Source organism: Vreelandella sp. DA03-1M (assembly GCF_055725665.1).
Genome location: NZ_CM146798.1, coordinates 3,302,617 through 3,321,838, shown reverse-complemented (window position 1 = coordinate 3,321,838; position 19,222 = coordinate 3,302,617). Strand labels below are relative to the sequence as shown.

General features: G+C 54.4%; 14 protein-coding genes and 1 tRNA gene. 8 read left to right on the top strand and 7 right to left on the bottom strand.

Translation table 11 applies throughout. The annotated features are described in order from the left end of the window. Positions 1-11: 11 nt before the first annotated feature. From ACXUPB_RS15575 to ACXUPB_RS15565, 3 genes are all read right to left on the bottom strand, one after another. Positions 12-1,208: a PQQ-dependent sugar dehydrogenase gene (locus ACXUPB_RS15575; protein WP_472953335.1), complete on the bottom strand. Its 1,197-nt coding sequence runs from the start codon at positions 1,206-1,208 to the stop codon at positions 12-14. A gap of 130 nt (positions 1,209-1,338) precedes the next feature. Further along, positions 1,339-2,214, bottom strand: coding sequence for an AEC family transporter (locus ACXUPB_RS15570; protein WP_035558832.1), 876 nt, complete (start codon positions 2,212-2,214; stop codon positions 1,339-1,341). A gap of 85 nt (positions 2,215-2,299) precedes the next feature. Further along, positions 2,300-3,214 carry a LysR family transcriptional regulator gene (locus ACXUPB_RS15565; RefSeq protein WP_472953331.1) on the bottom strand — a complete coding sequence of 305 codons (915 nt, stop codon included), beginning with the start codon at positions 3,212-3,214 and terminating at the stop codon, positions 2,300-2,302. A gap of 190 nt (positions 3,215-3,404) precedes the next feature. Between ACXUPB_RS15565 and ACXUPB_RS15560 the strand changes: the two genes are divergently transcribed. Beyond that, positions 3,405-5,363, top strand: a complete 1,959-nt coding sequence (locus ACXUPB_RS15560) for a ligand-gated channel protein (protein ID WP_472953329.1) — start codon at positions 3,405-3,407, stop codon at positions 5,361-5,363. Positions 5,364-5,517: 154 nt separating this feature from the next. Here ACXUPB_RS15560 and ACXUPB_RS15555 read toward each other — a convergent pair whose 3' ends face one another. Further along, complete coding sequence (locus ACXUPB_RS15555; RefSeq protein WP_472953327.1) at positions 5,518-7,728, bottom strand: TonB-dependent receptor domain-containing protein; 2,211 nt, start codon at positions 7,726-7,728, stop codon at positions 5,518-5,520. 244 nt (positions 7,729-7,972) lie between these two features. On the opposite strand from ACXUPB_RS15555, the gene ACXUPB_RS15550 reads away from it, so the two are divergent. From ACXUPB_RS15550 to ACXUPB_RS15530, 5 genes are all read left to right on the top strand, one after another. Continuing rightward, positions 7,973-8,944: an ABC transporter substrate-binding protein gene (locus tag ACXUPB_RS15550; protein ID WP_472953326.1), complete on the top strand. Its 972-nt coding sequence runs from the start codon at positions 7,973-7,975 to the stop codon at positions 8,942-8,944. Positions 8,945-8,997: 53 nt separating this feature from the next. Continuing rightward, positions 8,998-9,966: a FecCD family ABC transporter permease gene (locus tag ACXUPB_RS15545; RefSeq protein WP_472953323.1), complete on the top strand. Its 969-nt coding sequence runs from the start codon at positions 8,998-9,000 to the stop codon at positions 9,964-9,966. Between the two features lie 8 nt (positions 9,967-9,974). Beyond that, positions 9,975-11,090, top strand: a complete 1,116-nt coding sequence (locus ACXUPB_RS15540) for a FecCD family ABC transporter permease (RefSeq protein WP_339934936.1) — start codon at positions 9,975-9,977, stop codon at positions 11,088-11,090. After that, positions 11,087-11,905, top strand: a complete 819-nt coding sequence (locus tag ACXUPB_RS15535; RefSeq protein ID WP_472953320.1) for an ABC transporter ATP-binding protein — start codon at positions 11,087-11,089, stop codon at positions 11,903-11,905. Before ACXUPB_RS15540 ends, ACXUPB_RS15535 begins: the two co-directional genes overlap by 4 nt. A 113-nt stretch (positions 11,906-12,018) precedes the next feature. After that, a complete protein-coding gene (locus tag ACXUPB_RS15530) occupies positions 12,019-13,827 on the top strand; it encodes an ABC transporter ATP-binding protein (RefSeq protein WP_472953317.1) in 1,809 nt (602 codons plus the stop codon). 31 nt (positions 13,828-13,858) lie between these two features. Here the strand turns inward: ACXUPB_RS15530 and ACXUPB_RS15525 are convergent, their stop codons facing one another. Next, positions 13,859-14,449, bottom strand: a complete 591-nt coding sequence (locus ACXUPB_RS15525; RefSeq protein WP_179916022.1) for a hypothetical protein — start codon at positions 14,447-14,449, stop codon at positions 13,859-13,861. Positions 14,450-14,561: 112 nt separating this feature from the next. Here ACXUPB_RS15525 and ACXUPB_RS15520 point away from each other — a divergent pair. Beyond that, positions 14,562-14,638: transfer RNA gene (locus ACXUPB_RS15520), tRNA-Ile, on the top strand. 274 nt (positions 14,639-14,912) lie between these two features. Here the strand turns inward: ACXUPB_RS15520 and ACXUPB_RS15515 are convergent. Together ACXUPB_RS15515 and ACXUPB_RS15510 are read right to left on the bottom strand one after the other, a co-directional pair. Further along, positions 14,913-15,419, bottom strand: coding sequence for a Crp/Fnr family transcriptional regulator (locus ACXUPB_RS15515; RefSeq protein WP_472953313.1), 507 nt, complete (start codon positions 15,417-15,419; stop codon positions 14,913-14,915). Positions 15,420-15,826: 407 nt separating this feature from the next. After that, positions 15,827-16,546, bottom strand: coding sequence for a Crp/Fnr family transcriptional regulator (locus ACXUPB_RS15510; protein WP_035559797.1), 720 nt, complete (start codon positions 16,544-16,546; stop codon positions 15,827-15,829). Between the two features lie 566 nt (positions 16,547-17,112). Here ACXUPB_RS15510 and ACXUPB_RS15505 point away from each other — a divergent pair. Further along, positions 17,113-19,176 (top strand): TonB-dependent siderophore receptor, encoded by a 2,064-nt coding sequence (locus ACXUPB_RS15505; RefSeq protein WP_472953310.1) that lies wholly within the window; start codon positions 17,113-17,115, stop codon positions 19,174-19,176. Positions 19,177-19,222: the final 46 nt, after the last annotated feature.

The window sequence follows — 19,222 nt, the reverse complement described above, 5'->3', positions numbered from 1 at the left end:
TGCGTGAGGCGTTACTGATTCGTTGGCGCCAAGCGATAAAGGCCACCCTGAGGGGCATCGGTAAGCAGATAGATGGCATCGTCCGGGCCTTGGCGAACATCACGAATACGACCAATGTCACCATTAAGAATCAGCTCCTCTTCGGCTACGTTACCATTCTCTAAGCGCAAGCGAAGTAGCTTTTCACTGCCGAGACCGCCAGCCAATAAATTACCTTTCCACTCGCCAAACGCGTCGCTAGTCACTTCTGCAAGCCCGGCGGGTGCAAAGCGTCCTTCAAACACATATACCGGGTTCACCATGCCGGGCAGCGAGTCTTCGCCAATCGGTTCATTGGTGGCGTAGTCATTGCCCTGACTAACGTCCGGCCAGCCATAGTTATTGCCTGCTTCGATATGGTTAAGCTCGTCGCCGGTTCGCGGGCCGTGTTCGGACACCCAAGCTTGGCCGTTACTCATCACGGTCATGCCCTGAATATTACGGTTACCCATGGTATAAATTTCGTCCAGTGTGGCGTCGTCGTCTACAAAGGGGTTGTCATCAGGCACGCCGCCGGTGGCGGTAAGGCGCAATGTTGAGCCAGCGTGGTCATCACTAGCTTGGGCGCGAGGCGGCTCGCTACCGCGGTCGCCAATGCTCATTAGCAGCGTACCATCAGGTAGCCAAGCGAGTCGCGAGCCATAATGGCGGCCAGGCCCAGAGGCGCGATCCTGTTCAAATAAGTGTTCTACCTCACCCAGTTCGTCGCCCAGCCATTGTACGCGTGATAGCGCCGAGCGCGTGTTAGTGTCATCGGGCTTGCTCCAGGTGAAATAAATCCAGTCGTTGTCACCCGCGCCATTGCCACCTTTGAAATCAGGGTGCAAAACAATATCTAACAGGCCGCCTTGGCCCTGAGTGCTGACGTCTGGCATGCCTTGCAGGGAGCGTGTTTCGCCACTTTCGGGGTCAACAAGCGCCAGTTGCCCGCTGCGTTCACTGACTAGCGAGCGGCCATCGGGTAAAAATGCAACCGCCCAGGGGTGTTCAAAACCCTCGGCGATACGCTCAATAGAAAGGGTTAAATGCTCGGTTTCAAGCGACGTCTGAATCACTTCTGCGTTCGCGCTGCTCATCGTAGCCGCCAGTATTAACCCGCTAATCACCACTACTCGAGTCCCCGGCGCCAACCAGTGGCGAGTAGAGTGACTCTTATTGGCATAGTGCATAGCGTGCCCTCTGTGATGTTAATGCCCGTTATCATTAGTACCCGTTATTAGTAACAGTCTAGCAGTGACTCTTCACTCACGTCGGGGTTCCGCTAAGAGTGCTTAAACGGCGTTATTGAAAAACGCGGGCTTACATGAGTATGGCGAGTAGCACCGGTATATAAACCAGCGCTAGCAGCGTTGAGCAGAACACCAAGCTGGCAACATAGACAGGTTCGCGCTGAGCGCGTTGCGCAAATAAATAGTTAAATACCGCCACGGGCATACACATCTGTACCACTAAAATGCTTTGTGCCAAGGGTGGGAGGCCCACCCAGCCCGCAATAAACCAAGCCGCCACGGCGGCGAGAGGGATGCGCACCAAGCTAAACCCCAGTCCCGAGCGCAGGTTTTTAACCTGAATACTGGCCAGTGATACGCCGAGAGTAATCAACATTAGTGGTACCGTGAACCCAGACATTAAATCTACTGTGTTCGCCAACCAAGGCGGTAGCGAGGTACCGGTCAGTAACAGCGCCATAGAAATAAGAATGGCGTAAACGGTCGGTGTTTTAACGAGGGTTTTGAGCGGATTACCTTGGCTGTTAAGCGCAGCGCCTAAGGTAAACTGAAATAGCGATACGGTGACCATGACCGTGATGCCGTAGGCAAACCCCGCACTCCCAAACGCGTAAAGCACCACGGGTAAGCCCATATTGCCGGTATTGGGATACATCATCGGTGCCAGTAATACCCGCCAGCTGCGCCGCAACAGTTTTGCCACCAAAAAGGTCGCGCCCCCCATGGTAAGAATTACCAACGCGGCGGCAAGCATCGTTTGGCCAAAGGTGGCTGCATCAATGTCGGCACCCGCCAGGGATGCCAATACCAGCGAAGGGGTGCCGATGTTAAATACTAGCCGCGTGATGAAGTCGACCGGGTAGGGGTGGCCTAAGCGGATCCATAAAAAGCCAAGTCCTGCCCCGGCAAGCACGGGCGCCATAACGGCAAAAAGTTCGGCAAGCATTACTTTCCTTGGCAATCAGCGGTTTGTTAGCAGCCTATTGTCGTTAATGAGCGGGCTAGCTGGCAAGGTAAACACTCGAATTACCCTAAACAGTAGCGGTTGAGGTACGCCATTGGGCGGGCACTTGGCTACGTAAAAACTCCAATAGCGCGTGGGTGCGTCGGGATTGATGGCCATAAGCGTACAGCAGCGTGATCGGTAGGGGGACTGGCTCCCAGCCGGGCAGGCAGTTAATCAACTCGCCGGGATGATGCTGCTCCCGCTTTGCGGTTAACCAGTGAGCGAGCAGGCCGATGCCCTGACTACGAGCAATGGCATCAATATGCAGAGCGGTAAGGTCCACACGCAGCCGCGAGCGGGGCGGATCAAACGTGTAATCGCCATGTTCAGAATGAGACAGCAGCAGCCCATTCGAGGCCGAGCCCAACAGGTCGATCCACGCATGCTGAGTAAGCTCATCGGGGTGCTTAGGCATCCCAGCGGTCTCTAAATAGCGAGGGCTTGCATATAACCCGCGGGTTAAATACCCCAGCCGTTCCTGATTCAGCCCACACTCATGGGTTGGCCCTAGCCACACATGCACACTGTTGCTGTGCATTTTCGTCGGTGGCGTTTCACGGGTTTGAAGCGTTAGCTCTACCTTTGGATGTCGATTCAAAAACGCATCGATAGCGCTAGCTAGCCAGCTACGGGCTAAAGCGCCATGCACCTCAAGGGTGATTTCACCGCTGATCTCCTCGCGCAGTTCAGCCAGCGCCTCCTGGCTATGGGCCGCCATCGCTAAAAGCTCGGTACAGTAGTTGTGAAACAGCAGCCCGGCTTCCGTGGGGATTAGACGGTTGGCCTGTCGTCGCAGCAGCGGCTGATTAAGCCGGGTTTCCAATTGGCTGATGCGTCGGCTCAAGGTCGACTTGGCCAAGCCAAGTTTTTGCGCACTGCGGGTCAAGCTGCCCGTGGTCATCACATCAGCAAAGGCAGTGAGTTCATCGAAGTCATACATGATCAGGCCCACGGGCAGAGGATGAGACTTTATTGTGCCACTGTTCGGTGAGAATGAAAATAATAGGCATTTGTGTTCAGTTTCTTTGAACGCTCTGTCTCACCCTATTGTGCAAAGAGTGTGTAAATATATAAATGCTAATAGTTCGCATTTATAGAGCGATCGCTCACACACTATGAAGGATTTTACTATGTCTCCCTGTTTGCGTCGCACGCTGCTGGCCAGCGCCGTTTCTAGCCTTGCCAGTGGCGCCTTGTCGGCACAAGAAGCGCCACGACTAGATGATATGGTCGTGACGGCCTCCGGCTTTGAACAGCAGATTACCAATGCACCCGCCTCTATTAGCGTCATTTCGCGAGAACAGTTAGAGCGGGGCTATTATCAAAATGTCACCGATGCTCTGCGTGATGTGCCCGGTGTGATCGTGACCGGTGGCGGCTCGGGAGATAACGGTCATGACATTTCTATCCGTGGCATGCCGTCACAGTACACGCTGATATTGGTGGATGGTCGCCCGCAAAATTCGCGTGAATCACGGCCGAATGGTAGCGCCGGGTTTGAGCAGGATTGGCTGCCGCCGCTACAGGCCATTGAGCGTATTGAAGTGGTGCGCGGCCCCATGTCGACGCTCTATGGCTCCGATGCCATTGGCGGCGTCATCAATGTGATTACTCGCAAAGTCGCCCAGGCGTGGCACGGTAATGTGCAGCTCGACACGGTGCTACAAGAAGACAGCGACGCTGGCGACAGCCGCCAAGCCAATTTTTATCTAAGCGGCCCGCTGGTAGGGGATCGGTTAGGGCTGCAGCTCTACGGGCGCACCTCTCAGCGCGACGAAGACAACATTCTTAACGGCTACGAAGATAAAAGCCTGCAAAGCCTTACGGCGAGGTTCAGTCTTGCCGCCTCGGATAACCACGACTTTACCGCGGAAGCTGGAATTACCGAGCAGCAGCGGCAATCACTAATGGGTAAGTCAGCGCCATCAGAAGGCTGCCGTGGCGGTTGTACGGACAGCTACAACGACTATACTCACCGCCATGTAGCGCTCACCCATAGCGGGCGCTTTGATCTTGGTACCAGCGAAAGCTTTGTCCAGCGGGAAACCAGCGAAAACCCATCGCGGGAAATTGAAATCACCAATACCACTGCTAAAACCAGCCTAGTAATGCCGCTAGGTGCGCATATGCTCACCCTCGGTGCGAGTTACGAAGAAGAGTCGCTGGACGATTACCAAACCAACCAGATATCTGACCGTACCCATGTAGAGCAGCAGCAGTGGGCTCTGTTTGCCGAAGACGAATGGCTGTTGACCGACACCTGGGCGCTCACTGGCGGGATGCGGCTAGATGATGCCGAGAACTATGGTAGTCACATCAGTCCTCGACTCTACAGCGTATGGAACATGACGCCTGATTGGACGTTAAAGGGCGGGATATCCACGGGCTTCCGTTCGCCCAATCTACGTGAAGTCACCGCTGACTGGGGGCAAACTAGCCGAGGTGGCGATGTTTACGGAAATCCAGATCTAGAGCCAGAAACCTCACTCAATAAAGAGTTGGCGCTGTTATACGCCAATGATGCCGGGCTAAGTGGTGGTCTCACACTCTTTCATAATGATTTCAAAGATAAAATTACTCGCATTGCCTGCCCTGAAGGTCTATGTGCCGATGAGGCCAACGATTTTGGCAGTGATCCCACTTATCGCATCAACATCGATGAGGCCGTCACCCAAGGGGTTGAGGCAAGCTTAGCGGCGCCGCTAGGCGAGGCGGTCGAGCTAACAGCCAGCTATACCTTCACTGATAGCGAGCAAAAAAGCGGTGAATACGCAGGCGAGCCACTGACGCAACTGCCACGCCACCAGGTATCGGCCACGCTGGATTGGCAGGTTTCGTCTAAGCTGCGCCAGTGGACAAAAGTGACTTATCGCGGTGAAGAGAGCCAACCCAACACCGGCCCTTCGCAAAGCGCCATCGTAGCGCCTTCCTACACCTTTGTGGATGCAGGCGTTGGCTACCAACTTAATGAAACGACGCAACTCAATACCGGCATTTACAACCTGTTCGACGAAGCGATCGATTATGACGAGTACGGCTATGTGGAAGATGGCCGTCGGGTTTGGCTGGGTCTTAACGTCGCGTTCTAGCTGTTACGTTCAAACAATCAACGCACTACTGCAGCGGCTATCCAGCGATAGCCGCTTTTTTGGGGTTGAGAAAAGTACGTGCTAATAAACAAAAAAGCCCCGGCACATGGCCGGGGCAGAAATCAGCATTGAAACAGTAGCGAGCTGAAACAGGTTAGAACTCGTAGGTGGCCGAGATCCAGAAGCTGCGGCCATCGAGCGCAACGCCATCAGTAGAACGGCCAGTTTGGGTGAAGTTGTAAGCACGCAGAGTTTCACCGTTATGCTCAAAGGTATCTGAGCTGGTGAAGTCCTTGTCGAACAAGTTATAAATCGTGCCAGTTAGACGTACGTTGTCAGAAATTCGGTAGGAGCTGCGTAGATTAAATAGCTCATAGCCATCCAACTTGTTACCTAACTGCTCATAAAGCGATAGAGACTCACCTGAGGTAGGTAGACCTGCAGCGAAGCGCTCACGTGAAGAGTAGTATTCGCCCTCAAGGGTAGTACTCCAACGCTCATTAATGGCCCATGTTAAATCTGCGGTGAGTTTGTGGTCAGGTGTGTTGGTTAGCACCATTCCCTCATTATCGCCTGAGGTGATTTCAGAGTCCGTGAAGGTATAACCGCCGCTAATGCGCCAAGCAGGTGCAATTTGATAGGCTGCAGTAAGCTCGACACCACGCGTTTCAGCTTCATCAATATTGGTTAACTGGCCAAAGCTTTCTTGCTGTGTAAAGTTACCCACGCTCAGGCAGTTTGCCAATCCTGAATTAGGGGTATCACCATTACTATCGGTAAACTGACAGTTAGGCAGATCGCCAGCGCTTGCAATACGGTCAGTAAAGAGATTGTAGAAGACCGTCGCTCCCGCTGAAAAACTGCCCTGATTGTCATAGATAGCACCAATTTCATAGTTGGTACTTTTTTCTGGTTCAAGGTCCGGTGAACCAATATTAACTGTAGTGCCTTGGCCCCCAAAGCCATTAATGCCATCGTGAAGGTCGTTTAGCGAAGGTGTTTTGTAACCTCGGCTCACGCCGCCTTTTAACGTCCAGTTAGGCGTTGTGTTCCAGACGAGATAACCACGCGGGCTAAAGTTACCGCCGAAGGCGTCGTGATGTTCATAGCGGCCGCCTAAGGTTAGCGCTAAATCGTCACGAAGCAGCCACTCATCCTCGGCAAATAACGCCCAGCTGTTTTGTTGAAAGGTTTCGTTGCCAGCAATAGCATCTTTTAACTCGGCATCTATATATTGCCCGCCAATCGTGGCCATATGGTCACCTAGAGGCGCAACAAATTTGGTATCGACGATAATATCTCGGTTCTCAAGAATGCGGTCTTCGCCACCCTGGGCTTCATAGCCATAATCTGGCGCGCTGCCCGCTGGAAGAGTGCGGCCTAAGGTTTCGGTGGTGCTGTGAGTGATGCTGCTTTCCCAAGTGCCCGGCGCATAGTGTCCAGTATGGCCGACCGCGAGTTGATCACGATTAAAGCGAAGCTCATCTTTATATCCGTTAAAGGTACCCGGTGAAGGATTCCCACTTCGGTCAGTGCCGTCCTGAGTGCCTAGACGGTTATCGTCGTTGGAATAGGTTTGGCGTGAGCGCTCAGCATCAACCCATAGTTCATTATTTTCATCTGGCGTAAGGTTTAAGCGGCCGCCGATAGAGTAGATGCGCGCTTCGGAAGGGCGTGGGTCACGCCCAGCGCTATCTTCAATCATGCGTTCGGAGCTGTCTCGGTCGTATAGGCGACCACGTAGCTGTAAACCGAGGGTATCTTCGATTAATGGGCCAGAAGTGTAGAGGTTAATGGCTGAGCTATTACCTGCATCACTATCTTCTTGGAACGTGTTTTCGACCGACACCGAGCCAGCCCAATCCTCGCCTACGCGGCGAGTGATAATATTGATAACCCCGCCCATAGCGTCAGACCCGTAGAGCGTCGACATTGGTCCGCGAATTACCTCAATGCGCTCAATAGCAGAAAGCGGTGGCATAAAACCGGTAGAGGTTTCACCAAACCCGTTTGGTGTGACGCTACCTGAGGTGTTTTGGCGACGTCCATCGATCAAGATCAACGTGTACTCGCTGGGCATGCCGCGAATGGAAATATTTAATCCACCCGTTTTACCTGTGCCAGAGCGAACATCAACGCCAGGTACATCGGCAATTGCTTCGGCAATGTTGGAAAACTGCTTTAGCTCCAGCTCTTCACGGGATACCACTGAAATGCTGGCGGGTGCATTTTTCAGCGTTTGCTCATAACCGGCAGCAGTGACCACCATATTATCCATTTGGGTGCTTTCTTGCGCATAAGCACCCGAAGAGAAAGCGGCTAGTGCAATGGCACTGGTTAAAGTGCGACGAGTAAAGTCTTGCATAAAGGACCCCTTGGTAATAAGTTTCGCTTGCTAATAATATTTATTATCAAATAGGGTTGTGAGTCTAAAAAGAAAAGTTCCTATTTGCGATGCAAATTGTAGGAACGCTCCGTTGCGTAAAATGAAACCTTAAGTGCCTCAATGCGTTGCGTTAAATGGAACGCTCTATTCGTTCAAATAATAGTGCAAGAGTTTTTGAGAATCGTTACTATCTTTCTCTATCTTCTTTGTTCGAGAGAAATCAATGCTGGCTCAAATCACATCGTTAGCCTTCGCCCGTCCCAAGCGCGGGCGCCTTAGCATGGCTGCTGCGTTATTGAATGTTTTATTCATCAGTGCATTAGGCGTGTCTGCCGCGCACGCTCGCACGCTGGAAACGGCGTTTGGCGATGTAGAGGTTGAAGGAACCCCCGAACGCGTGGTGACGCTTTATGAAGGCGCACTGGACGCTGCCGTGGCGGCAGGTGTGAAACCACTAGGCGCGGTTACCTCCCGCGGTGGCGACAATGTCGCCCGTTATATAGAGGCGCATCTGGGGGATGACCGACCAGCGATCATGGGTGTGGTGCGCGAGATCAATATTGAAGCCGTGCTGGCGCAGCAGCCGGATCTGATTCTGGCGCCAGCGCAACTGGCTGATGAGCAGTATCAGTTGCTTTCCCGCATTGCACCTACGGTGGTGCCACCCACTCAGCCGCTGGCGCCGGATAACTGGAAAGCCGAAGCGCGCCTTTATGGCGAAGCGCTTAATCGTCAGGCCGCGATAGAAGACGCCATTGCGGCCGTAGAGCAACGTGCCGCTGAGGTTAGTCAAGCCGTGGACGAAGCAGGGGCGGCTGGTAGTGCTTTCCTCATCCGTTGGATGCCCGGCGGCCCCATGGTGATGTCGCAAAACCTTTTCGCCGCTGGATTGTTAGCCCAAGCTGGGCTGGATGTTCAGGACGGTGGGTTAGTGGGCGAGCGCGGTGTGCACAGCGATGTGCTTAGCCTGGAAAACCTGTCACAAGTGGATGGCGACTGGCTGTTTCTAGCAACGCTCAACGATGATGGTAAAGCAGCGTTGGAGTCGGCTAAGCAGAGTAGTGCCTTTACGCGCTTAAATGTGGTGCAGCAAGAGCGTGTTGTCCCTGTGGATGGCCAGCTCTGGACAAGCGCCAACGGCCCGCTGGCCGCCCAAGCCATTCTTGATGAGATTGAGGCTGCGCTGTTGCCGTGAGGGTTTCACAATTCGCAACCTTAGCCGTTAAAAGAGCTAACCCGCGCACGTTAATGCTGCTCCTGCTCACCGCCCTTGTGGCGGTGAGCCTCGTTAGCCTGTTGATCGGCGCGGGCAGCGTTGGGCCCGGTAGAGCCATGGCGCTGTTAAGCGGTTCCCAAGACAGTGAAGCACACTTTATTGTCTGGGAATTGCGCGCACCGCGAACGTTAATAGGCATTGTGGTGGGCATGGCGCTAGGCGTGGCGGGGGCGCTGTTACAAGCGGTGGCGCGTAACCCGCTGGCTGAGCCAGGCTTATTAGGGGTGAGCGCGGGTGCGGCCTTTGCCGTGGCACTGGCCTTGGTGTTGGGGGCCAGTGCAGCCACGCTGCGCATTTCCGTTGCTCAGTTGGGCGCCTTGATGGGTTGCGTGTGTGTATTGAGCGTGGCGCGTTTTCGCGGTGTGGGTAACGACCCTATACGGCTCGTGCTTGCTGGCGCTGCGTTTTCGGGGCTACTGGCGTCCCTCACCTCGTTGATACTGCTTTATGACCAGCGCGCCGCTGATGAAATTCGCTTTTGGGTCATTGGCAGTTTGGCTGGCCGCCGCTTGGACGACCTGCTCTCGGTGCTGCCCAGTATGCTGGTCGCTTCCGTTATCGTATTACTAATCGCCCGGCCGTTAGCCGCTTTAGCACTGGGGGAACGGGTTGCCTCGGGGTTGGGCCACCACCCCAACCTTATTCGTTGGTTGGTGGTTGCTTGTGTGGCGCTCTTGGTCGGCGCGGCTACCGCTATTGCAGGGCCCATCGCGTTCGTTGGACTGGTCGTGCCGTTTGTTGCGCGCGCGTTTGCCGGGCCAGATATTCGTCGCACGCTATGGTTCTGCCTTCCCATTGGTCCTTTGATGGTGTTGTCGGCGGACATTGTATCTCGTGTCGTCGTTGCCCCTTCAGAACTGCCGTTGGGCGTACTCACCGCGCTATGCGGTGCGCCCGTGCTCATAGCGGTGGTGCGTGCACGCCGTTTGCCGATGCTATGAGTGGAACAATGAAACCTACCCCAGTCCGCTCTTCTGCTCTCGATGCCGCTTCTACACGACCGGCTCGTATTCCCATTTCGCCACCCCAAGGCTATTGGCGCTTATGCTGGCGAAGCCGCCATGGCGACCAAAGTGTGCTGCTGGAGCGGCGTGCGGTAACGGTCAATGCGAGCTTGTTAGGCGCGTTTCTGTTGGCCAGTGTGCTCTACCTGAGCCTGGGGAGCGTCAACGTCGCCCCGATGGCGGTGTTGCATGCGCTGTTTGGCAAGGCGGATATGATGGCGAACTTCGTGGTGCAGGAGCTCCGCCTGCCGCGGTTAGCCGCCGCCGCTTGCACCGGTGCGGCCTTTGCCCTGGCCGGCATTTTGATGCAAACGTTAGCCCGCAATCGCTTGGCGACCCCCGGTATTATCGGCATTGATAATGGCGCGACGGCGTTTGCGGTGGCCTCCATCGTAGGCATCGGCGTTTCCATTGCGCCCCCCGCCATGGCATTAGCCGGGGCGACCACCGCCGCGGTGCTCACGTTTGGCTTGGCGGCGGGCAGCGGCACCCAGGGCTATCGCTTTATCGTTGCGGGCATTGGCGTTGGTGCCGTGTTTGGCGCTGTCACTCAGCTACTTCTCGCTCGCGTGGCGATCGACACCGCCAATGCCGCCTACCCCTGGACCGTCGGTTCGCTCAATGCCCGCCCCAGCGGCGCGCTACAACTGCTGATGTTTGGGTTAGTGCTAGGTTTGATCACAGCGCTGATGTTAGCTCGTTCGCTTACGTTGCTACGTTTTAAAGATGCCACCGCCAGTGGTTTAGGGGTCAATGTTAAACGCCGTCGATTAGAAGTGTTGCTGCTTTCGGTTGCGCTGACCGGCCTGGCCGTCGCGGTGGCAGGGCCTGTTGGCATGGTGGGGCTGATTGGCCCAGAGATTGCCCGCTCGCTGTCGAGCTCGCGCGGAGTGCCGATTACGGCGGCAACGCTGGCAGGGGCCTTGGTGATGGTGCTGGCTGACCTGGCCGGGCGCACACTGTTGGCGCCGATTGAGATTCCGGTCGGTATTGTCACGGCCGTGGTCGGCGGGCCGTGGTTACTTTGGATATTAATGCGTCCTCAACGGAGCTTTACATGAGCCAACCTTCCAACTCTGCGTTACCGTCACTGTCGACCCAATCACTCGGCATGAGCTATGGCGCCCGGCAGGTGATCAACGGCTTGGATATCGCTCTACCCAGCGGCAAAGTGACCGCGATTGTGGGCCCCAATGGGTGCGGAAAATCGACGCTACTGGCCGGGCTTGCGCGCCTGCATAAACCTGATAGCGGGCTGGTATTGCTGGACGGTGGCGATATTCAACGCCTGCCCACTCGCCAGTTAGCCACTCAGCTGGCGCTGCTGCCCCAAGAGGCCGTAGCGCCGGAAGGCTTGACCGTGACCGAACTAATCCGCTTTGGCCGCCAGCCCCACCAGGGCTGGTTGCGCCAATGGTCGGCGGAGGATCAGCGCGTGGTTCAGCATGCACTGGCAGCCGCAGGGCTTGAGCCGCTCGCGGACAGGCCAATTGATGCGCTTTCCGGCGGCCAGCGGCAGCGCGCCTGGATTGCCATGACCATCGCCCAACAAACCCCGCTGCTGCTGCTGGACGAGCCCACCTCCGCACTGGATCTAGGGCATCAGATTGAAGTGTTTGAGTTGGTCAAACACCTTGCTCACCATGGCCGCACCGTCGTGATGGTGTTGCATGACCTTGCCAGTGCCTGCCGCTATGCCGACCATCTCATCGCCATGCGCGAAGGGCAGATTGTTGCGCAAGGACCGCCCGCGCAGGTGGTGACGCCTGATCTGGTGCGCACGCTCTATCAAGTCGATTGTACGCTACTCATCGACCCCGATACCGGCAGCCCCTTGTTGGCTAACGTGAGGCGCTGTTCAGAGCCCACTTATTAGGCCAACGGCCGGGCTGGCGCCATGGATGCCTGCTAAAAACGGATGCCCCGCTAGAGATAGCGGGGCTATTTCATTACTCTAATGCCTCGATAATCACTCAGTAAGGAATACTTGTGTCCTCTCCTGCACACAGTTTTCAAGCCTTGGTGCGCCTGCTGCGCTACGCCAAAGGCTACCGGCGACGCATCATGGCCGCCACCGCTTGTTCCGTTATCAACAAGCTGTTTGATATTGCCCCCGAGATTTTGATTGGTGTCGCCATTGATGTGGTGGTCAACCAAGAGCAGAGCTTTGTGGCGAGTTTGGGATTTGAAACGCCTCAGCAGCAGATCACCATGTTGGCAGTGCTGACGTTCGTTATCTGGGCAGGAGAATCGCTGTTCGAGTATCTGTTCCAAATCCTCTGGCGCAACCTGGCCCAGCGGCTACAGGCAGATATGCGACAGGATACCTACGAGCATGCCCAGCGCCTCGATATGGCGTTCTTTGAATCGAAAAGCTCCGGCCAGCTAGTGGCCACCATGAACGATGACGTCAATCAGCTTGAGCGCTTTCTGGACGGTGGCGCCAATTCCTTGATTCAGGTGGTCGTCACGGTGATAGCAGTGGGCGCGGTGTTCTTTGTGCTTTCACCGCTGATTGCGCTGTTGGCATTTACCCCGATTCCGCTGATTATCTGGGGTGCGTTCTTCTTCCAGCGCAAGGCCGGGCCGCTGTATAGCGATGTGCGCGAGAAAGTGGGGGATCTGGCCAGCCGGTTATCCAACAACCTAAGCGGCATTGCCACGATTAAAAGTTTTACCAGCGAAGACCGCGAAGCCGAGCGCCTGCGCGATGCTAGCGAAGCCTATGTTGAAGCCAACCGCCGCGCGATCAAGGTTAGCTCCGCCTTTATTCCGGTCATCCGCATGGCGATTTTGGCGGGCTTTCTCGCCACCTTTACCGTTGGCGGCATGATGGCGCTCAACGGCTCGCTGAATGTTGGCGCTTACGGCGTGCTGGTATTTCTGACCCAGCGGCTGCTCTGGCCACTCACCGGCCTGGCCCAAGTGATCGACCTGTTTGAGCGCGCCATGGCCAGCACGCGGCGCATCCTTGATCTGCTCGAAGTGCCGATTACGGTCAAAGACGACAGCACCACACCGCTCGCTCAGCCGGTGCGCGGCGAAGTGACCATCGACAATGTGAGCTTTCACTACGCCACCAGCGGCGTTGGCGTGGAGAACGTTCATTTACACGCACCGGCAGGCAACACTTTGGCGCTGGTTGGGGCGACGGGCTCGGGCAAATCGACCCTGATCAAACTGCTGCTGCGTTTTTACGACCCGGAAAACGGACGAGTACTCATCGACGGCCAGCCGATTATCGATGTCAGCATGAACTCGCTACGCCAATCGATTGGCCTGGTTAGCCAGGACGTTTACCTGTTCGAAGGCAGCATTCGCGACAATATCGCCTACGGTAAGCCCGATGCGGATGAAGCTGAAATTATCGACGCCGCCAAAACCGCCGAGGCGTGGAGCTTTATCGAAACGCTGCCCCAAGGGTTGGATACACCAGTAGGGGAGCGGGGCGTGCGGCTTTCCGGCGGCCAACGCCAGCGGCTTTCTTTAGCGCGGGCTCTACTTAAAGACCCGCCTATTTTGGTGCTGGATGAAGCCACCAGTGCGGTGGATAACGAAACCGAAGCCGCCATTCAGCGCTCGCTCAAGCGCATCGCCCATGGCCGCACGGTGATTATGATTGCCCACCGGCTTTCGACCATCGTGCATGCCGATGAGATCGTGGTGATCGAGAAAGGCCAAGTGGCTGAGCGGGGCAGCCACTCAAGCCTACTGGTGGCTAACGGCCACTATGCCGCCCAGTGGCGCGTACAAACCGGCGAAGCCCAGGCGGGGGATGTAGAAGCACTCAGTCGTTAATCTTTAACTGTTAACGACTACCGATTAACTATTACCTATTAACCAGGAGCGCATTGAGAGTGACGGGCACATGCTCGTCAATCTCCTTATAGCCCAGCATCGACAGCACGGTACGCACCGTGCTGTTGGCCATCAAAGCACGGCCATCCATTGCCATTGGCTCCGCGTGAGTCACGCGTATTGCATTTAGTCCTTCCCGGGTAAAGCGCAGCGGCACGGACTCCTGCTGATTAATCATGTCAGACTGAACGCGAAAAGTTAGAGTCTCGACCAGCGATTCGCCAATATCCAAACCGTCCAACCGCTCTGGCGGCATTTGCGCCTCTAGCGTCACCAAGGTGGTGTTCGCCAGCAAGCCTACCCACGGCGGAAGCTCGCCAAAGCGCTCCAGCACATCGGTTTGGCTGAGCTTTAACGGTAAGCGCAGGGTGCCATCGCTGGAGATATCACCCTGCAGATCACGCACTTGGTGGTGATGAGTTTGCGGTGCTTCGCCGTTCAACTGTGTAATCGATGCCTGCACCCGCGACTGGCCAGGATCAAGCTGCCAATCAGCGTGCACGGGCAGCGCCAACAATAAGGGGAATAGAGCAATCAATGCTTTCACAGCGCGTCTCCGCATAAAGAACTACTCACCAGACTGCCCAATCCCCATAAAGTGCCGTAATGACATCAAGATAGCGCAAAGGGGCTAGCCTCACCCGGCCACATTCGCTATGATATGCACGCTTTTCGGGCCTATAGCTCAGTTGGTTAGAGCAGGGGACTCATAATCCCTTGGTCGTAGGTTCAAGTCCTACTGGGCCCACCACTTTTCAATGACTTATCCTCGCTTTATCCCCTCCTCGCTGTACTTTTCATCAAAGTGGCAACAAAGTGTCAACCGAATATCTTCGGGCCGTACGTGACGGCTTCCGTCAAATGATCAGGGGTGACTTGTGCATAATGCCTGTTCATTTGACGATGATCTTTTTTGAAAACCCGCCATAGCGGGTTTTTATCTTTAGTGTTTTACAAGTTCCAAGGGGAATTGCACGGACAAGTCGAGTATGAGAGCTGATGTAATTTAGCCAACTCCATCACGGTTATAAAACCGGCAGCATTTTGGTATAGAGCGCGCAATCGACGCTATAGCATTCGCAGGACGCTTCAATCAGGCCCGGCCGATCAATCACTTTGATCGCGCCGCGTTGATAACGAATCAAGCCGCGCGCCTGCAGGGCAATTACTGCCAGTGTCATACCCGCCCGTCTTACGCCGAGCATCATGGCCAGAAATTCATGGGTTAACTGCAGTTGGTCCGTTTCGGCGCGGTCTTGGGTCATCAGTAACCATCGGGCCAGGCGCGCCTCAATGCGGTGGAAATGATTACAGGTCGAAGAGGTGGCCAGTTGATTCATTACCACATAGAGATATCGCTTCAGGCGCTGATGTAATACCGGGCTATCCAAGAGAAGCCGCTGAAAGCTGTCCGCGGTGAGGCGTAGGGCTGAACCTGAACCTGAACCTGAACCTTGTACCAGAGCGAGCAGTGGGGGCTCTTCGACGCCGAGCACCAGGGAGCTACCGAGCATACCTTCACGGCCCGCCATCGCTACCTCTAATCGGTGGTTATTAACAATGACGATAATCAGGGAAATAAAACTGTCGATTGGGAAGTAAATGTGGGTAATAGGTTCCTGGGCTGGAGAAGCACTTCGCCAAACTGCAGCTCAACGCTTTCACACGCCGTCATAAACGCATTCCGTTCGATAGCCGGAAGCCCTGCAAGCAGTTGGTTGGCATTTGGAACGTTTAAAATAGACGTCATGTGCCTCTCCGGTTATAGGAACCTGGCAAACGGCATAATGACGTTATCTATCATTTTGATGTCGGCTGCAGATAGGCCGTCATTGCTCGCTGACGAACTGTCTGCATATTAACAGTGAGTCAATTAAGGTCGGCACGCTAGCGTACATAGCGGGATAATGCCTGTTTTAAAAGGGATGCTGCCTTTTATTCACATCACATTATGGTGATTTAACAGACGGTAGTATTCATCTTTGACAACGGCATAGCACTCGCAAACCCGTGCCTCTAGTCCTGGTCGGTCAATAACCTTGATACGCCCACGGTTGTAAGAGATAAGACCGGCTCGCTGAAGTTTGCCCGCCGATTCAGTGACTCCCTCACGACGAACGCCCAGCATGTTGGCAATCAGCTCTTGCGTCATGACCAATTCATCGCCCGGTAGGCGGTCAAGGCTGAGGAGTAGCCAGCGACATAGCTGCTGGTCAACGCTGTGGTGGCGATTGCATACCGCCGTTTGAGCCATCTGTGTTAGCAGAGCTTGGGTGTAGCGGAGCAGCAGCCGTTGCATGGGACCGGCGCGGTAGAATTCGTTCTTGAGTAGTTGGCCTTTAAGGCGGTACGCCAGCCCAGCACTTTGAACAATTGCTCGACTGGGTGTGGTCTCACCGCCCATGAACAGTGATACGCCAACAACCCCTTCATGGCCGACAACAGCGATTTCCGTAGAGGCGCCGTTTTCCATTACACACAGCAACGAGACGATGGAATCCAGCGGAAAATAGACATACTTCATTTGCTGCCCAGACTCAGACAGCGATTGGCCTAATGTTAGCGTTACCCTTTCTAAATGGGGCAATAGACGTGAAAGCTCCTCTTCCGGCAGCAGACCTAGCAGGGCATTCTGCTGGAAATTGCTAAGTTCAAGCATTGAATCTCTTCCCCCTTTGCTGGCTATCGCTCAGCTTCTAATACACATCGCCTGTGTAGAATGCTCGTTTTCAAGTACTTTTTCCTGATATCTCAAGTCGTTAAACATCATGCCGCTAAATATAAAGTGACGATAGGCAAACTCTGTACACTGACGCACATAAGGAAGCTTGGTAAGTATCGAAAATGCGAGCCGTATCAATAAAGCTTAGACGGTAAAGGATTTTTCTCATCCCGTGTTCGCCAGTGTACAGTCACTTTTGAATATACGCTTTAGGGTACCTATGAGTGTGGCAGCGGATATGCCTAAGCAGGATGTTGCACTTCGCGCCGCAGGGAACGCGGCGTCTCTCTTCTCAAATTTCGATTGCCATCAAACTCGTGGCAGTCGAGATACATGATTGATTTTCCCCTGCACTTGATTGATCCATTATTAGAAACCACTCAAAATTCCCGCCGCGAAGCATTGATCAAAACAACTCAATAGCGCTATCATAAATGCTAATAACAACTATTATCATGATATTTATTCTGCTTCTTGTCGCTAATTCTAACTGAGTCCTGCTCATGCCTCGTCTACCGTTTGCTCGTCGCCCCTTGGCGCGCTCAATATCCGCGCTGATCCCCGTTACCGCGGTGCTCCTTTGTACATCTGCCTATGCTCAGGAAGAGACTACTTCCAATGATACCGTGGTAGTAACTGCTACCGCGCTGAAGGTGGACACGCCGCTGGTAGAAACGCCGCGCCCGGTTTCGAGCGTTGACCGTGAAGAGTTAGAAACCCGTAACGTTCAGCAGTTAGATGAATCGTTCCGTTATCGGGCGGGCGTTTTGTCTGGCCACTATGGTAGCGATAACAATACCGATTGGTTCAAGGTTCGTGGTTTTGATCAGTCTACTTATCAAGATGGTCTACGCATCTACCGTGAAGGGTTCTATCAGTGGCTACCCGAGCCTTATGGCCTTGAACGGGTGGATGTCTTTAAAGGGCCCTCATCGATTCTCTACGGCGAGGCGCCTCCTGGTGGCTTGATCAATGCGGTTAGCAAACGCCCTACCGAGACGCCCCAAGGGGAAGTTAATTTGCAGCTTGGTAACCGCAACCATCGCCAAGTAGGGATTGATACCAGCGGGCCGTTGGGTGAGTCAGATGATGTACGCTATCGCCTAGTAGGGCTCTATAAAGAGCGTGATGGCGATTTAGACTCCACGGATAACGAACGCTACTACTTTGCGCCAAGCCTAGCGGTTGATTTTAGCGAAGATACGACTGTTACCTTTTTAGCCAGCGTGCAAAAAGATGACGGCGTTCCGGTTAACGGATTTAAACTACCCTACGGCACCGTACAAGATACACCTTTCGGCCGGGTCGACCCTCAGACCAATTTGAGCGAGCCAGGCTACGATAAGGATACGCGGACTCAGTGGGGGTTAGGCTATGAGCTTCGTCATGACCTTAATGACACCTGGGCATTTGAACAAGATTTACGCTATAGCGAGTTAGATCTTGAGCTGCGCAGCACCTATGCGCTTTTTATGGTCGATGATCGCCGTGCTTCAAGAGGGTTGGTATATCGTGACGGTTCTATCGATAGCTGGACCGTCGATAATCGCATGGTAGGTACCTGGTACGGTGATCGCACTGAGAACACATTACTGCTGGGCGTTGATTATCAGAACCTAAGCCTGCGTGGTCAGGAAGGGGACGACTACGCGTTCGGTGAGCCGATTGACATTTTTAACCCAACCTACGGCAACTTTACGCCAATCGCCCAGGAAGATCTGTTAACACGAGAAATCGATAAAGAGCAGACTGGTTTATATGCTCAAAATCAGCTTCGTATCGATGACCGTTGGGTGCTGTTGGGCGGCGTACGCTATGACCAAGCCGAAACTGATAACCGTAACGTAACGGCGGGATCGACTCAGCGTTCAGATGATGACCAAGTTTCTTGGTCAGGCGGCGCAATGTATCTGGGTGAAAACGGTGTAAACCCTTATATCAGCTATACCGAGTCGTTTGACCCAGTCGGTCGCGTTGACAGCGCTGGTGATCTTTACGACCCCCGTGAAGGTCGTCAGTGGGAAGCCGGCGTTAAGGTAGCTCCCTTTGGTTGGGATGGTTACGTAACGGCGGCGTTGTTTGATTTGGAAGAGAGCAATACGCTGGTTAACTCTCCAGCAGGCTTCCAGGTGCAAGAAGGTGAACGCACCTCGCAGGGCTTTGAGTTGGAAGGCGTTGGCTATCTAACCGATGCGTTAAAAGTTACGGCAGCTTACACCTATACAGATTCTCGCTTAGAAGACGATGATCGCGCGCCGTTAATCCCGCGTCATCAAGCCTCTACCTGGCTGGATTATGCCTTTACCGGCGGTGCATTGAATGGCATTACTCTTGGCGGTGGTGTGCGTTATGTAGGCAGCACCGTTGATACCAGCGTCGCGGACAACACAGAAGTGGATAGTTATACGCTGGTTGATGCGATGGTGGGCTATGAGTTTGCCGATGGTTGGGAAGCTCAGGTCAACGTTAATAACCTTACCGATAAAGAGTACGTAGCAAGCTGTGAATACTGGTGCTACTACGGCGAGTCCCGCAGCGTGATTGGCAGCGTGAAATACAGCTGGTAAGGCGTTAATGCTCTAAAGGCCCGGCCTATTGCCGGGCTTTTTTGTG

Coding starts and splice junctions, on each gene's coding strand:
- ACXUPB_RS15575 (WP_472953335.1), bottom strand. CDS start 1,208: ATGCACTATGCCAATAAGAGTCACTCTACTCGCCACTGGTTGGCGCCG.
- ACXUPB_RS15570 (WP_035558832.1), bottom strand. CDS start 2,214: ATGCTTGCCGAACTTTTTGCCGTTATGGCGCCCGTGCTTGCCGGGGCA.
- ACXUPB_RS15565 (WP_472953331.1), bottom strand. CDS start 3,214: ATGTATGACTTCGATGAACTCACTGCCTTTGCTGATGTGATGACCACG.
- ACXUPB_RS15560 (WP_472953329.1), top strand. CDS start 3,405: ATGTCTCCCTGTTTGCGTCGCACGCTGCTGGCCAGCGCCGTTTCTAGC.
- ACXUPB_RS15555 (WP_472953327.1), bottom strand. CDS start 7,728: ATGCAAGACTTTACTCGTCGCACTTTAACCAGTGCCATTGCACTAGCC.
- ACXUPB_RS15550 (WP_472953326.1), top strand. CDS start 7,973: ATGCTGGCTCAAATCACATCGTTAGCCTTCGCCCGTCCCAAGCGCGGG.
- ACXUPB_RS15545 (WP_472953323.1), top strand. CDS start 8,998: ATGCTGCTCCTGCTCACCGCCCTTGTGGCGGTGAGCCTCGTTAGCCTG.
- ACXUPB_RS15540 (WP_339934936.1), top strand. CDS start 9,975: ATGAAACCTACCCCAGTCCGCTCTTCTGCTCTCGATGCCGCTTCTACA.
- ACXUPB_RS15535 (WP_472953320.1), top strand. CDS start 11,087: ATGAGCCAACCTTCCAACTCTGCGTTACCGTCACTGTCGACCCAATCA.
- ACXUPB_RS15525 (WP_179916022.1), bottom strand. CDS start 14,449: ATGCGGAGACGCGCTGTGAAAGCATTGATTGCTCTATTCCCCTTATTG.
- ACXUPB_RS15515 (WP_472953313.1), bottom strand. CDS start 15,419: ATGGCGGGCCGTGAAGGTATGCTCGGTAGCTCCCTGGTGCTCGGCGTC.
- ACXUPB_RS15510 (WP_035559797.1), bottom strand. CDS start 16,546: ATGCTTGAACTTAGCAATTTCCAGCAGAATGCCCTGCTAGGTCTGCTG.
- ACXUPB_RS15505 (WP_472953310.1), top strand. CDS start 17,113: ATGCCTCGTCTACCGTTTGCTCGTCGCCCCTTGGCGCGCTCAATATCC.